Origin of the sequence: Stenotrophomonas aracearum, from assembly GCF_031834615.1 — a bacterium.
GTDB classification, from domain to species: domain Bacteria; phylum Pseudomonadota; class Gammaproteobacteria; order Xanthomonadales; family Xanthomonadaceae; genus Stenotrophomonas; species Stenotrophomonas aracearum.
In genome coordinates this window covers 3943572-3957818 of record NZ_CP115543.1, presented here as the reverse complement: position 1 = coordinate 3957818, position 14247 = coordinate 3943572, and the positions used below count along the sequence as shown (strand labels likewise).

At 59.1% G+C, this 14247-nt stretch carries 10 protein-coding genes and 1 pseudogene; 2 read left to right on the top strand and 9 right to left on the bottom strand.

What is annotated here, in order from left to right:
• Positions 1–296 precede the first annotated feature (296 nt).
• The 7 genes and pseudogenes from PDM28_RS17785 to ubiK form a co-directional block, all read right to left on the bottom strand.
• The gene (locus PDM28_RS17785) at positions 297–668 is read right to left on the bottom strand and encodes a diacylglycerol kinase (protein WP_125359989.1); all 372 of its coding nucleotides are present in this window, start codon (positions 666–668) and stop codon (positions 297–299) included.
• Positions 661–2385 carry a phosphoethanolamine transferase gene (locus PDM28_RS17780; RefSeq protein ID WP_125359988.1) on the bottom strand — a complete coding sequence of 575 codons (1725 nt, stop codon included), beginning with the start codon at positions 2383–2385 and terminating at the stop codon, positions 661–663. The genes PDM28_RS17785 and PDM28_RS17780 overlap by 8 nt, the downstream gene beginning before the upstream one ends.
• A 1496-nt stretch (positions 2386–3881) precedes the next feature.
• Positions 3882–4487 carry a tyrosine-type recombinase/integrase gene (locus tag PDM28_RS19320; protein ID WP_425507677.1) on the bottom strand — a complete coding sequence of 202 codons (606 nt, stop codon included), beginning with the start codon at positions 4485–4487 and terminating at the stop codon, positions 3882–3884.
• Positions 4488–5017: 530 nt separating this feature from the next.
• Positions 5018–5479, bottom strand: a complete 462-nt coding sequence (locus PDM28_RS17775) for a hypothetical protein (protein WP_125359986.1) — start codon at positions 5477–5479, stop codon at positions 5018–5020.
• A gap of 2188 nt (positions 5480–7667) precedes the next feature.
• The gene (locus PDM28_RS19315; protein WP_282295853.1) at positions 7668–9260 is read right to left on the bottom strand and encodes a hypothetical protein; all 1593 of its coding nucleotides are present in this window, start codon (positions 9258–9260) and stop codon (positions 7668–7670) included.
• 240 nt (positions 9261–9500) lie between these two features.
• Positions 9501–10526 (bottom strand): annotated as a pseudogene (locus tag PDM28_RS17770) (YifB family Mg chelatase-like AAA ATPase); the annotation flags it as partial.
• Between the two features lie 130 nt (positions 10527–10656).
• Positions 10657–10923 (bottom strand): ubiquinone biosynthesis accessory factor UbiK, encoded by a 267-nt coding sequence (gene ubiK / locus PDM28_RS17765; protein ID WP_311183057.1) that lies wholly within the window; start codon positions 10921–10923, stop codon positions 10657–10659.
• Positions 10924–10999: 76 nt separating this feature from the next.
• On the opposite strand from ubiK, the gene PDM28_RS17760 reads away from it, so the two are divergent.
• On the top strand, positions 11000–11338 hold the full coding sequence (locus tag PDM28_RS17760) for a P-II family nitrogen regulator (protein ID WP_070207081.1): 339 nt from the start codon (positions 11000–11002) through the stop codon (positions 11336–11338).
• Here the strand turns inward: PDM28_RS17760 and PDM28_RS17755 are convergent.
• Positions 11335–11982, bottom strand: a complete 648-nt coding sequence (locus PDM28_RS17755; protein WP_311183056.1) for an RIO1 family regulatory kinase/ATPase domain-containing protein — start codon at positions 11980–11982, stop codon at positions 11335–11337. The two genes, PDM28_RS17760 and PDM28_RS17755, sit on opposite strands and share 4 nt — an antisense overlap.
• Positions 11983–12309: 327 nt before the next feature.
• Here PDM28_RS17755 and PDM28_RS17750 point away from each other — a divergent pair, with 327 nt between their 5' ends.
• On the top strand, positions 12310–13215 hold the full coding sequence (locus tag PDM28_RS17750) for an aspartyl/asparaginyl beta-hydroxylase domain-containing protein (protein ID WP_172448136.1): 906 nt from the start codon (positions 12310–12312) through the stop codon (positions 13213–13215).
• 111 nt (positions 13216–13326) lie between these two features.
• On the opposite strand, the gene speE is transcribed toward PDM28_RS17750, so the two are convergent.
• Positions 13327–14181 (bottom strand): polyamine aminopropyltransferase, encoded by an 855-nt coding sequence (gene speE / locus PDM28_RS17745; RefSeq protein WP_070207084.1) that lies wholly within the window; start codon positions 14179–14181, stop codon positions 13327–13329.
• Between the last annotated feature and the right edge of the window lie 66 nt (positions 14182–14247).

Below are 14247 nucleotides of genomic sequence, written 5' to 3'. Positions count from 1 at the left end.
CGACTTCCCATCCAAGTCCCCAGCCGCATCCTGCGGGGCACTGGCCGCTGAATGCGGCTCAGCCGAGCACGCCAACGCGTCGGAAATAGGAACGACCACGAACGCCGCCATCAGCAGCATCAGTAGAACGAACCCAATTTTCCGGGAGACGTGGCGCATTTTCAAAGGCTATCAACCACTTGAGAGGGGATACAATAACAATCGGCGGCGATACGCCATTAGCACGGAGCTATTCACTTCTGGGACAGCTTCCGTGCTCTACCGCCGCGGTTTAAGCGGCTGTGGCGTGAGACCCATCACATGGCCGCTATGGCGATCCAGGTCACCCCTGCGTTGGTGAGCGTCATGAATACGGCAGCCGAACCCATGTCTTTGGCTCGCCCGGCCAGCTCATGGTACTCAGGCCCGTACCGCTCTATGACCGCCTCGACGGCTGAGTTAAGCAGTTCTGCTGCCAAAACGATCAACAGCGAGCCTATAAGCAGTACGAGCTCAACTGGCGAATCGGCAATCCAGAAGGCTGCCGGAGCGAGCAGCAGCGCCATGACCGCCTCTAGCCGAAACGAGGACTCATGCAGCCAAGCTGCCCGTATTCCAAGAAGAGACCACCGAAAAGCCTTCATAACCCCCAGAGGGCCGCGAGGTTTGTGGCCGTAAATGTCAGCCATGTTCATCTCCCAGAACTTCAGCAATCTTTGACGTTCCGGACCTCTTCGACTGGCCGGATGTGGGCGTCTCGGTCTCCGCATTCGGCTTCTCGCATCTCCCGAACAGGTTTAGACCTTCGTCCCGGACCTCTGTCTGAACCTCCATAAGGCCAAGCACCGAATGAAACAGGTTGTCGTGACTAATGGAGCTGCCGGCTTGCGCCCGTAGACAGGACGGGTCGATTCCGCGTTCGCGCTGAATGCCCTCGGACAACCACACCACCATTGGGACTTTGACCTGAGTTGCCGGGGCGATCGCATAAGGGAGTCCGTGAAGATATAGATTTCCTTCTCCCAGCGATTCGCCATGGTCTGATACGTAGATCATCGCGGTGTCGTGTGAAGTGTCCGCAGCCAGCATGTCAATAGCTTTAGCGAGGAAGTCATCAGTGGCGACAATTGCGTTGTCGTATGCGTTGACGATCTCCTCTCGAGTGCACTTGCCAAGATCAGCACTGCGGCAGTCGGGGGTGAACGTCCTGAACTCTTCGCCGTATCGCTTGAAGTAGGCCGGTCCATGGTTCCCCAGCTGGTGCAGGACTACCACGACATCACCGGGGTTGTCGTCAATGGCGCCATGAAGTCCACTCAACATCACTTCGTCACGGCACGCTTGGTTCGTGCACAAGGGATGATCAGGCGGCTCCCTATACGATTCGAATGCAAGATCCGCGCAGACGCCTTTGCAGCCGGACTGATTGTCGCGCCAGAGAGTCTTAACGCCCGCCCGCTCCAGCACATGCAGAAGCGACTCGGACCGCTTGATCTTGTCCCGGTCATAACTGCGCCTCCCATACACGGAAAACATGCAAGGGACGGAAACCTCGGTATTAGATCCGCAGGCGGTCACGTCCACGTAATTGACCACATCACGCCTGGCCAACATTGGCGTCGTCTGACGCGCATACCCACTCAGGCCCCAGTTCTGCGCGCGGACAGTCTCGCCTACAACGATCACAAGTAGATGAGGCTTGGAACCAATCGGATGAGGGTCCAATCGGGCATCCTCGGCCACTTTGGACAGCGGTCCGCGTGGTGCGCGCCGATCCTGTTGTAGGACGCGGATGCTGGATACGATGTAGTTCTCAGGCGTAATCAAGTACCGCGCGGACTTATTGTTGCGCATCAGCGATGAGAGATCGTCGAACTGCGACATAACTGCGCCACTAGTGATGACCAAGGTGGCGACAACCAGTAGCACCCTCTTCACCAGCAGGCGAAGGATGCTGCTCTCCTTACGAATTCGAATCCAGACAACTACGAGTAACGGCGGCGCGCTCTTTAAGAGCATCGCGCCTGCAAACCCCCAAGTCATTAGCTCGCCTGCTTCCGCAGTGTCCGTCCTGAAGACGTTACGCACCATGCTCGCATCAAAGAAGATGCCGTAGTTGTCCGAATAGTAGGCGGCGGCGGCGGATGCCGGAATCATCACCAGCAGGATAGGCTTGAGCGTCCAACGCCACCCGAGCAAGGACAAGAGCAACACATGGAGTCCGGTGATGAACACTAGCGCGGTGCTCATTACCAGCGCCTGCGCAGTTCCTTCGTGGTTCGAGGCTCCAAGAATGAACCGAACGAACGCGTTGTTGAAGACCACCGTGAAGTAGAGAGAGACGGCGATGATCAGCCATGTCTGACCGACTTCTGGGCGATTGCGCCACCATGAAGCGCTCTTCATTCGAGGCCTCCAGTTGGCTGCGCAGGAGGAACCTGAAGAGCAGGAAGACCGGCCCCGAGCGCACTATACGCACAGGCCATGAACGTGGACATGGATATACCCGGAATATCAAAGGTGCAGCAGCGGGTACCGCGCGCAGGCGGATCCGGAGCAAGAGTGCCTGGTCACCCAGCGACTCCAATGGTCGCAACGCACGATTCGAAGAGCAGCAGACGAGCTGCCAGTCATGCGGGGAGACGCGGCGGTTCATTCGCTCACAAAATGAGCAAAGGAATCGCTGTCAGCCCCTGGGGGGACGGATCAAACCGTCGAGCCTATCCGACGGAAGGTTTCCGGCGGTCACAAGTGTCATTGGCTCATCCGCCACCACAACATCTCTTAGCGGAAAGAGGAAAGGCGGATGAAGCGCGCCACCATGATGACAGTGTCCGTGTGCCGAAAGCTGATCCTTCTTCTGATCAGACGGCTTCGGCACTTCCTGCGAGGAGCCCTCATCCATCTGGTCGCTGCATGTCATGGCCTCGACCGTCGGCACCACTAGGCACACCGCAAGAAGCAGTGCAGCCAAGAACCGAATGATAGAAGCAAGACGTCGATGCATTAGCTAAATGATCAGCCGTTGGCGGGAGACGGACCTTGGCGGCCGTCCGTGTGTGCGCATTGTCTACGATAAGAAATAAAAAAACACCAAGGTCTGTGGTCCTTGTCGTTCAGCTATCCGTCCATCCTCACTTATTTATGACATTTTTCGCACACAGGGTCTGTCTGGCGGCTCTGAACGAGGGGTTACGTACGCTCGAGTTCAACATTCTTACGACACCGTTCTTACTTTGATTGTTTTTGGTCAGCCACACCGAAGCTATCCTCCAGCAGGCAGAGGAGATCAGACTTCACGGCGGCCACCGTTGACATCGCCGCTGACGTCTAGATCGGTGCAGCCCGTACACCGTGCAGGAGATTGAGTACTGCCTCCGTGGCCACTCCCACTCACGGGGTTTGCTACAGCCTAGCTCAACCGTCTGCGCAGAGCGGATGTAATGAAGCTGCAGGCAGTCCCAGACTACCTGACTACTAAGCTAGGTTGAACGCACCTCTTTCGTCCTTGAGCGTCCTAAGAGCCAGGGCGGCGGCACCTTCTGGCCTTGCGCTGCTTGTCGGTTCCCAGGCTGAGCGGCGATGCGGAATTGCGCCGTGGAACCAAGGCGTGTTGCAATCTAGATCCTGATTTCAGTCGGTGGTGTAGACAATGACAGCCTTCAGCAAAGAAGTGCGCATGCAGCTCGATCGAGAATTCGCTGCTCAGGGCATCCCACTTTACGCGCGCCCCCGTGAACTCGACTTAGGTGGCGCAGAGGGAAACGTCGGGCACGCCGGTCAACATCGTCGCCGGGAGCAAAAGAATGGACGTGACACATGATTCGGTCTACTCGACAACACTTCCTGAAGATGAATGTGGTCGTCAGCTCACGCCAAACGCTGCTTCGAGGCGCAACATCTTAGGTGTTCCCGTGGCCGGCCCCATCGTTGGCCTCGAGCGAGCCATGCCCTCTAATGTACGCCTCTTGACTCTTTAACGATTCATGGCCGAGTTGGCTTGCAACCACCGCTGCTACATCGCTGAACGTGCCATTGACCCCTATTCGTCGCCGCCGCTCGACTTCCCGAGCCATTGCCCGATTCGCAAATGCGCGTCTCCAAGAGTGAATGCCGACTCCTGGCGGGAGCCCTAACGCCTTGCGTGCATTTGAAAAAACCTTAGTGATACCAGCGGCGGTCAGCGGAGTGCCGCGCTTTGCGCTCAAGAAGACCTTCACTGAGCTTGTGCCAGTGCGGCGAACGATCTCCGAACGCGGGCCTCGTATGTATGCGCCGATCCTAGTCGCTAACGTGCTGCTTATACTGAATGAAAGTGTGTACCCAAACTTCTGCTCTGGAGGAGTGACCAAGATATGTTCGGAATCGAGCACTTCTGCAGAGAACTGGTCGACAGAAAGTGACGCGATTGAGCCGCGCCTCCAGCCGGTGCTCAAGGCGATATCCAAAAGCAGAGCGTTCCTTAGTGCGACACCTTGAGAGTACTTGCTGTAGAAATGCTCGACCATCCTTGCACGGTCCGCATCATCCGGGATGTGATAGCGGTTGTGCTTACTACGCTCTCCAGCGAAGCGAAACGTACATGGAAAGTCTGATCGTGACCGCTGCTTGCCCGGTTCGTTCAGAGTGCTTATAAACTGGCATCTAGACGGTCCTAGCAACGCTAGGCCCTCTCCGTAACTCGAACACTGGAGCCACGCGTAGAGCCGGTAGATGGACCTGACGATCTGATTTATGCTCCTCTTCCTCGCTTGGGAGTCGCCGAATGCGCCTCCACTTTGGCGCAAGTATTTGTGACTTGCAAAGTCAATGAGTTCTGCATCCGAAGCGTGCAGTAGGTTCACATTCTGCTGCTCTAGGTATGAAATCCACATCTTCAGTGCATACGCTCTAAGCTCTACTGTTGCAGGCCGAAGGCGCTGCCTGTCGACACAGTCGATGAGGTAATCCAAGCAAGGCCAACTAGTTCGGCCATCGGACCCTGACAGATGCCAGTACGCATCAGATCGAGAGAGTCTCGGTCCATTTGTAATGAGTGTCATCGGACCTCCAGACGTCGCTCAAGCAACTGGATCTGGCTTTTCAGTCGCCGGATTTCGCGCTGCTGGCTTACCAGTTCAGAGTTTCGGATATTTAACAATTTAAGAAGAACTTGAGCCTGCTCTTTGTTGCTTGCACTTGCTTGCTTAACTTTCGAAGCACATACGGAGCGGGCCTTTAGGAGCGCGATTATGGAGCTGGCTGAGGCCTTCAGATCCTGATTGGCGTCAAGGGTGTCGTTTCCGATTCTCGCTATCGACGGTAGCTGTAGCCTGAGGTCCTCGCTGTTGAGTAAGCCGTCCCACGCTTTGAACTGCCGCAGAGTAGTTGGGAAGTACTCTGCGAGTCCTGTTGTGGGGTGCTTCGGCACTCCGTGCATGATCCAGCCACTCAGAATGTTGATCTTTATTTGAATGTTGTGCCTAGCGCGATCTCTTCGCTGGATTGAAATATGAGTCATTGGGCCGATTCCCCTTGTGGTGAGACATGCCGCAATAGCCATTGAAGGTGCTCAATCTGCCGGTTCAGGTAACCCGCCTGGACCGAGCCCTCTGCGGCCTGGCTCCTGGCGGCCTCCATAGACGTCTTGATCAGCGAGACCGACTTGTAATAGGCCGGAGATGTGAAGTGGAACGGGCAAGAGAAGCACAAGGCGGGCGAGGCGTGCTCATGATGTAGTCTCCCTCGTTCTCTACAGTTCCCTATAGATGATCGCCGCCGGGTCGAATGGCACTGTCCGAATGGCATGGGCCTCAGTACATGCTCATTTGACCTTAGCCGATCGGCGATCAGAGCAGCTGCATTATCTCCTTCCGTCAATGCGTCTACCATTTGTCGGTAGAGTGCCCGGACGAACTTCACAAATCCGCCCGCCGCGCCCGTGCCGGCCAGAATAGAGTGGATAGATTCCACAAGGATTTCGTACGAAACGTCTTGAAGTTCGCGGCAGGGAAACGCAGATTTGTCTATTGGATGGAATAGCCGCCTCTCAACATCTGGGAAGAAGTAGCCAGTGTCCCCCGTGACGTAGTGGATTGTGTTTGAGATTGTGGTGTGGCGGAGGTGCTGTTGGAGACTGAGTAGATCTGACTGCTCAAACCTGTAGTAGTAAAGGAGTGCGAAGCATCGCCGCAGGCTATGCGGTGCCAAGTTGGCAACCGTGCAACGCTCTCCGGCGACCTCGAAAAAGCTGTTCAGGGTGCGCGTTCGTTTTGTGTCCGATGTGGGTGAGAAGTGCGGCCTCTTGCTGTCTGGAAGGCTCGACTCGCTTCTACGAGCTAGTGCGAAGATGCTCTCAGGCGTCTCGCTGACACTCTCTCCTTGGCCTAGGTGCGCTCTGAGGCTAAGCAGAGCTTGGTACGCGCGGACAGTAAGCGCGTTGACATAGAAATCCTCTCTGCAGAAGCGCGTCTTCTCTATGTAGAATGACATCTTAGCTATGAGCAAGTCTTCGTCCAGAACGATGAGCGAGTCTGTCCGCAATCCGGTCGTCGGATGACAGACCTCTCCAGACCGACGTCCATTCATTGCGCAGATGATAATGAAGGCTGCGCCTTGTACTGCTGCAATTAGCTGGTCTACACATAGCTCCTCTGGGTTTCGTCCGTGTGATCCGGACCAAAGCCATCGGACGATAGGCCGTGAGAGCAGAGTCTCGATCGCTTCTCTTGCGGAGCTGGTCTCCAGAGCGCGTTGGGCAACCCTCCGATGCCGCGAGCGACGGTTAGCTGTGAATGGTTCATTGAGGAGCTCGATTAGCAGCGGCAGAACTTCATCAATGACGAATGTCGCGGACTTCATCAATGATCCTGCGTCGGTCACAGTGAGAACACCAGTCTTTGCGGAACTACGTCTGGCGAGACGGCTTGCCATACGATTTGAGTTCCGGGAAATGCGAAAACTGGGTTTATCACAATCCTCTTGGACTGAATGCCACTGATTAATGAATGCAATCGTGTTTCGTAGCACGTTTTTGCTTGGTGGAAGATAATTTCCGTCCGTTGATGCCCACTTTCGGCTGTATCGTGCGCCAACTATGTCCTGCAGCATCATGCGAACTTCCCTGGGCACAGGAACACCACCTCCCCAACCCAATCGGGGTCGCCAGTAGCCTTGATTGATCGCATTGATGCAGCGTGCGCCGCCCTCAGAGTGAAAGTGAAACGCCAGTTCCGTGTCATCCTCGTTGAAAAGAGATGCCGCGCTTGTCCATCGCGATACTATCCCCAGCGAGTGCGGCCACCCGAGCTCTGCAAAGCTCGCCATCATCTCACTGAGTTGATCTTGCGTCGCTCGGCTAAGCCTATCGGTGCCCTGGGGTGCTAGCCAGTCATAGACGTTTCTTAGTAGGTAGATCTGTCGCGTGATCGATCGCCTGTCTGGTATGAAGCTGCGGCGGCTGGAGATGACGTTCTGCGTGAAGCAGAGTGCGGCTCGACGGGCTGGCTCTTCGTTATACAGGGATGTGGCCGCCGCCGGGTCTCTGGCAGATCTAAAATGGATCTGGCTCAAATCTAAGGACCACAAATCTGCGCCTGATTGGTGCAAGAGCAGTGATCCTTGCAGACGCAGTTGACGTGCTTGGTCGAGATCATAGTCACTTGTCTCTTCACAAGAGGCTGGTGCGGAGCGGTTCGCTTTGGTGGAGTTCATTTCCACATCCCTTCGGGCAGAAGATCTGGACGCAGGTCTCGGATTGCTTCAAGCATGACGTGAATATGCACGATCCGTGGCAGGTGGATATCCCAAAATCGGTCGGGTTGCTGATCTGCGAGTGCCTGCCAGCATTCTCTGTAAGAGTGGAGAGTTCTTAGCGCATCTGCCACGGACTCTTTCGTAGGGCGAAGGGTATAGTTTTCACAGGTCGTCCCGATGTGGCATCCCATTCCGTCGCACGGGGTCATACCTCCTGCAAAGCGGCTTTTTGAAGAATCGCGGCAGTGTCCGCCGTCACCCGTGGAGAAGGTTTGTGGCGGAGGCTGATTGCTGGAGAGCAACTCCTTCTCAAGAAGATGCTGAAATCTGAGGATATTAGACTCGTTTAGCTTGAATATTACGGTGGATCGGAGGTAAGTATCGATGCTGGAGAAGGACTGGTGTCCTAGAATCAGACGTACCTGATCTAGGTCTCGGTGCTTAACGTACGCAATGGAGACACGAAGGCTGCGGAGATCCTTCAGTCGAAAAGGAGTGAGATTGTGCCTATCTATGAATCTGCGCAGGAGATGCCCGTCTGCAACTATCTGCCGGGCATCTGGCTTGGAGCTCCAGCCAATCCAGAGACGATTCTCATTCGCCGGCACCATCTTTAGCTTCTTGGCCCAGTAAAGGTTGGATCGAAGTAGACCTATTGCATCTTGTGCTAGCTTGTCTTTGCGCGATATGGCAACCGCCGGCGTCTTGTCGTCTGTCTTTAGCTTGAACGACTGAAGCAAAAGACTTCCACCTGGCTCGCCGCCCAGATTGTCTATCGTCAGCGACGCGACGCTCTGGGGGTTCCAGCCAGTTCTGAGCGCGACAAGTATGAATATCGCATGCAGCGTTTGGTTTGGGAGCCGGTACTGCGCAAGCAGCCAAGGTCGTGCGTTCTTGCTCGGTAATTGGTACCTTTTCCGCAAGGCCGGCAGCAGGTTGAGGGGCGGGTCTGGGAGCGGCTCGTTGTTCTCTACGCAGCCTACGAACTGCTCCAGCGCGTCCCTGTGAGCCTTGCGTAATCGCGGATTTTCTAGGTAGCCATCATGAGAGCTATCCTCACTGATGTCGTTGCACTTAACGCTGTTCAGCAGGGCGTGCTGATCTAGTAGCATCTGGCGATATTCTTCTATTTCTGCTCGGCAAGCGTTTTCGATTTGATCGTGGACGTGGTCAAGCGCGGCTGCAGGGCTGAAGTCAGGCGTGAGGCCTTGCGCGGCTTGTTGTGGGATGAGATCAAGGAGCGGGGAGGGGCGCGCACGCGCGGTCCTCCTAAATCGCGGCAGGTTCTGTTCGGACCAAGCGAGAAATCTTCCATTGAGCAAGGGTGGGTTGCTGTTTGAAAGGCACGTTAGCAGTGCTCTGAAAAGCTGTTGCTTTGCGCTTAGGCTTATGTTTTTGCGATCCTCCAGGTCGTTGAAGGTCGAGCTAAGCAAGCGCAACAGTTGTTTGTCATCAAATACGTTGGGTTCGTAAGCTAGTAACCGCTTCGTATCCAGCGAAGCTGAGGCCAAGAGGCGACGCAACTGGCTGATAGTTGTACTGGACATCTTGCGTCTGCGGGTTGACTTGGCCATCTCGCTCAACGACCGAGATATTAGGCTCGAGGGCGGCGACGCATAGAGAATGTGCGTCACGTATGTTCGCGTTGTTCCTAGATGACTCCTGTAGACATTGAACGAGTAAGTGGTCACGTCTGATCCTATTCGGTTCGCGTTCCTGATATCAATCGGTCTTTGGCCTATACAGCGGGAGCTTTTGCATCTGGAACATGTCTATATACTACTTTCCAGCGCCGCCACCAGCTGGAAGCGGGAAGGGAACTGATCGGTGCGCGCGGCGCGCGCGACCATCACCGTGCCGGACTCCAGCGGTTCGCGCAGTACTTCAAGGGTGTGGCGACTCCACTCGGGCAGTTCGTCCAGGAACAGCACACCGTTGTGCGCAAGAGAGATCTCACCCGGTCGTGGATGCGTGCCCCCGCCGACCAGCGACACCGCGCTGGCGGTGTGGTGCGGGGCGCGATAAGGCCTGTGTCGCCAGCGCGCTGCGTCGATACCTGCGCCGCTGCACGAGGCGATGGTCGCCGTTTCCAGCGCCTCGTCTTCAGTTGCATCGGGGAGGATGCCGGGCAGGCGTGACGCCAACAGTGTCTTGCCGCAGCCCGGCGTACCGAGCAGCAGCAGGTGATGCCCGCCGGCCGCTGCCACTTCAAGCGCGCGACGCGCCTGCAGCTGTCCGCGCACGTCGCGCAGGTCGGCGACCGCCAACGGCGTGACAGGTGCGGGTACTGCATGCGGCAGCGAGCGGCTGGCCAGGGAGGCGCAGACCTCCAGCAGGGTGCGGGCTACGCGTACGTCCGCATGCTGGGCCAGTGCCGCCTCTTCACCATTGCCGGCCGCGAGTATCAGCGTACGCCCCTGCTGGGCGGCGGCAATGGCAGCGGGGAGGGCGCCATCCACACCGCGCAGTTCGCCGGTGAGGGCGAGCTCGCCAAGAAACTCGTAATTGGCCAGCAGGTGCCGGTCGATCTGGTCGCTGGCGGCCAGGATGCCGAGCGCGATGGCCAGGTCGAAGCGCCCGCCCTCCTTGGGCAGGTCGGCCGGCGCCAGGTTGATCAGGATGCGCTGCTGCGGGTAGTCGAAGTGCGCGCACAACAGCGCGGCACGCACGCGGTCGCGCGATTCGCGCACAGCGGCCTCGGGCAGGCCGACCATGGTGGTATGCGGCAGGCCACCGCTCAACATCACTTCAATACGTACCGCCGGCGCAGCGATGCCAACGCGCGCGCGGCTGTGCACCAGCGCAAGGCTCATGCAGGTTTCCGGGTTGACTCAACAATCTGCGAGCTTGCCCGGTGGCGCTTGAGATGCCTGTCGGTTGGAGCCGCGCGGGCAATTCAGAAGAAGCCGCAGCGCTACCTCAGTGGCGACGCTTCACCGAGGATCAGGGCGCCGGACGCTCCGGAGCGGCAGCGCTGGCTTCCAGCGCCGCCACGGTCTTCTCCAGCGCTTCCAGCTTCTCCCGCGTACGCAGCAGCACCGCACGCTGCACGTCGAATTCTTCGCGGGTCACCAGGTCCAGCTTGCCCAGGCCGGCCTGCAAGGCGCTCTTGAAGGTGGCCTGCAGCTCCTCGCGGGATTGACGCAGGCCCGGCGGGACCATGTCGCTCAGGCGGCGTGCAAGGTCATCGAGCTGGTTGAGGTCAATCATGGGGATCTCTGCGGGTGGGGCTGGCCAGGCACTAGGATAGCGTTATCCTTGCGCCGCAGATCAAAGGAGCCGATAGATGAAGATGGTCATGGCGGTGGTCAAGCCGTTCAAACTCGACGATGTGCGCGAGGCGCTGGCCGAGCGCGGTGTCACCGGGATCACGGTGACCGAGGTGAAGGGCTTCGGCCGCCAGAAGGGGCATACCGAGCTCTACCGCGGCGCCGAGTACGTGGTCGACTTCCTGCCGAAGGTGAAGATCGAGGTGGCGGTGACCGACGAGCAGGTCGAGGAGGTGGTGGAAGCCATCGTCAAGGCGGCCGGCACCGGCAAGATCGGCGACGGCAAGGTGTTCGTGTACGACCTCGGCAGCGTGGTGCGGATTCGTACGGGCGAGTTGGACGCGGACGCGCTCTAGCCCTTGAACCACCGATAGAACCGCTTCCACGCCACCCGCACCCCGGCTACCCAGCGCGGGTCGGCCACCTGCGCTGCTTCGGCGGGGCTGGGGCGGGCGCCGGTCAGGCGCTGGCGCATCTTCAGCAGGTTCTTCATGTCGCTGCGGCGCAGCTGCCGCGATACCGGGTGCACCGGCAGCCAGCGGGGGCTGCGCCAGGCCGAGGTGAAATCCACCAGCACCGGCACGCCGCCGCTCACCATCACATTGGTGCCATGCAGGTCGTTGTGGGTGATGCCGGCCGCGTGCAGGCGGCTCAGCGCATGCTGCAGCTGTTCGAACACCTCGATGCCGACCGACTGGGCCGCGCTCAGGGTCTGGCCAGGAATGAATTCCATGCCCAGCGCGAGGCCGCCGATGGTGCCGAGCAGGGCCGGGGCGTGCTTCCAGCCGCTGAGCCGCTGCAGGATGCGGGCCTCACGACGGACCAGCAGGCGGGCCACCGGGGACAGCGGGGTGCCGCGGTAACGGGTGTAGTCCTTGACCACGGCCGGTTGCCCGTTCAGGCAGGTGCGGTAGACATCGGGTTCCAACAGGCGTTCGCCGCGCTTGAGCAGCTCGGCGGGGGCGGTGTCGTCGACACACGCAGCAACAGGGGTAGTCATGACGTTCCAAGGCGACCCGGCGGTCGGCGCAAAGCGTCAGGCGTACCGGTGCTACTGAATGGGGGATGGATGAAGGTTTCGTTAATTTTAGTACTCGGGAGTACATGAAACCAGTGTTTGTCGGAAAAATGTCGTAGCCGGGGGTGGAACAGAGCGTCGCGCGTCTGAATGTCCCGTGGGGACTGGCTTGACCCGGGACCGGCTGGCCCGGACCATAGCGGGCTTGAATGCGCCCGCGCGGCAGTCCCGCACCTGACGGCACGTCTCCGTCGCGCCCGGCTCTCCCCCTTACACCTTCGGGTTCCGGCAGTGGCCGGTGGATGCTTGATGATCAAGATTATTGTGGTGGCCCTGTTCGTGGCCTGCGTGCTGTACGTGCACTACCGCGGCAAGGTCCGGGCGCGCTGGTCGCGCCAGTTGCTCGACCATTCCAGCTTCATGGCGCCGATCAACGTGGTCATGTACCTGTTCTCCAAGGTGCCGACCACGCCGTTCCTGGACCCGGGCAAGGAGTTCCCGCAGCTGGAACCGCTGCGGGCGAACTGGAAGATGATCCGCGATGAGGCGCTGGCGCTGCGCGATGCGGAGAAGATCGCGGCGTCCAGCTCGTACAACGACGCCGGCTTCAATTCGTTCTTCCGTCGTGGCTGGAAGCGCTTCTACCTGAAGTGGTACGGACCGTCGCACCCGTCGGCCAGGTCGCTGTGCCCGCAGACCACCGCGCTGCTGGAGTCGATTCCGGACGTGCGCGCGGCGATGTTCGCGCAGCTGCCGCCGGGCAGCGAGCTGCGCCCGCACCGCGATCCGTTCGCCGGTTCGCTGCGCCTGCACCTGGGCCTGGCCACGCCGAATGACGACCGCTGCTATATCGAGGTCGACGGCATCCGCAAAAGCTGGCGCGACGGCGAGTGGATGATGTTCGACGAAACCTATGTGCACCACGCGCACAATGAAACCGAAGAGGACCGGGTGATCCTGTTCTGCGACATCGCCCGCCCGCTGCGCTTCGGCCTGCCGGGCCTGTTCAACCGCGCCGTGGCCGCCACGCTGCTGGCCGGCGGCGCTTCGCCGAACTTCCCCGGCGACCCGACCGGCGGGGTGAACAAGGCGTTTGGTGGGTTGTACAAGGTGCGGCTGAAGGCCAAGGCCCTGCGTGCGCGCAGTGCGTTCGCCTACCACGCGATCAAGTGGGGGTTGGTGGTGCTGGTGATTGCGGGGATCTGGGCGATCTAGGACCGCTTGGAGCCGGCGCCGGCCGGCACTACCGGAGCCAAAAAAACCCGCGCCGTCACCGGCGCGGGTTTTTTCTTGTAGTGCCGGCCGCCGGCCGGCTCCTCCGTAACCTCAGCTCTTCAGCGCAGCCTGCACGAACGGCGGGGTGACGAGCACGCCGGTATGCAGCGCAGCGGTGTAGTACAGCGTCTCGAAGCCCTTCGAGGCAGAATCCGCCTGGCGGAAGTCGAAGCTGCTCTGGCCCTTGCGCGCCAGGGTCACGCTCCACCAGCCGGTGGGGTAGCACGGCTGCGGGAACGGCAGGGTCTTGAACGACTGGAAGCCGGCCTTGCCCATTTCCGTGCGCATTTCGTTGATCAGGTCCAGCTGCATCAGCGGCGACTCGGACTGCTGCACCAGGATGCCGTCTTCCTTCAGCGCCTTGAAGCAGCTCTCGTAGAAGGCCTTGTTGAACAGGCCCTCACCCGGGCCGACCGGGTCGGTCGAGTCCACGATCACCACGTCCACGCTGCCGGCCGGGCAGTTGGCCATGTAGGCCACGCCGTCGTCGAACATCAGCTCGGCGCGCGGGTCGTTGTTGGAATCGCACAGCTCCGGGAAGTGCTTCTCGGCCATGCGGGTGACCTGCTCGTCGATGTCGCACTGGGTCACGCTCTCCACGCCCTTGTGCTTGAGCACTTCGCGCAGGGTGCCGCAGTCGCCGCCGCCGATGATCACCACGCGCTTGGGCGCGGCGTGGGTGAACAGCACCGGGTGGCTGATCATCTCGTGGTAGAAGAAGTTGTCCTTGCTGGTCAGCATGATGGCGCCATCGATGGTCATCAGGTTGCCCCAGTCGGTGGTCGCGAAGATCTCGATCTTCTGGAACGGGGACTGGACCTCGTCCAGCTTGCCCTTCAGGCGATAGCCGATGGCCGAGCCGGTGCGCTCGAAATGCTCGATGTACCAGTTGGTGTTGTCAGTCATGGTGTAACAGTCCTGTTCGGAGAAGGTGGAGCCGGGGTCCGCGCCTGTTCAGGTTCAATCCCCGGG

Coding starts and splice junctions, on each gene's coding strand:
- PDM28_RS17785 (WP_125359989.1), bottom strand. CDS start 668: ATGGCTGACATTTACGGCCACAAACCTCGCGGCCCTCTGGGGGTTATG.
- PDM28_RS17780 (WP_125359988.1), bottom strand. CDS start 2,385: ATGAAGAGCGCTTCATGGTGGCGCAATCGCCCAGAAGTCGGTCAGACA.
- PDM28_RS19320 (WP_425507677.1), bottom strand. CDS start 4,487: ATGGTCGAGCATTTCTACAGCAAGTACTCTCAAGGTGTCGCACTAAGG.
- PDM28_RS17775 (WP_125359986.1), bottom strand. CDS start 5,479: ATGACTCATATTTCAATCCAGCGAAGAGATCGCGCTAGGCACAACATT.
- PDM28_RS19315 (WP_282295853.1), bottom strand. CDS start 9,260: ATGTCCAGTACAACTATCAGCCAGTTGCGTCGCCTCTTGGCCTCAGCT.
- ubiK (WP_311183057.1), bottom strand. CDS start 10,923: ATGATTGACCTCAACCAGCTCGATGACCTTGCACGCCGCCTGAGCGAC.
- PDM28_RS17760 (WP_070207081.1), top strand. CDS start 11,000: ATGAAGATGGTCATGGCGGTGGTCAAGCCGTTCAAACTCGACGATGTG.
- PDM28_RS17755 (WP_311183056.1), bottom strand. CDS start 11,982: ATGACTACCCCTGTTGCTGCGTGTGTCGACGACACCGCCCCCGCCGAG.
- PDM28_RS17750 (WP_172448136.1), top strand. CDS start 12,310: ATGATCAAGATTATTGTGGTGGCCCTGTTCGTGGCCTGCGTGCTGTAC.
- speE (WP_070207084.1), bottom strand. CDS start 14,181: ATGACTGACAACACCAACTGGTACATCGAGCATTTCGAGCGCACCGGC.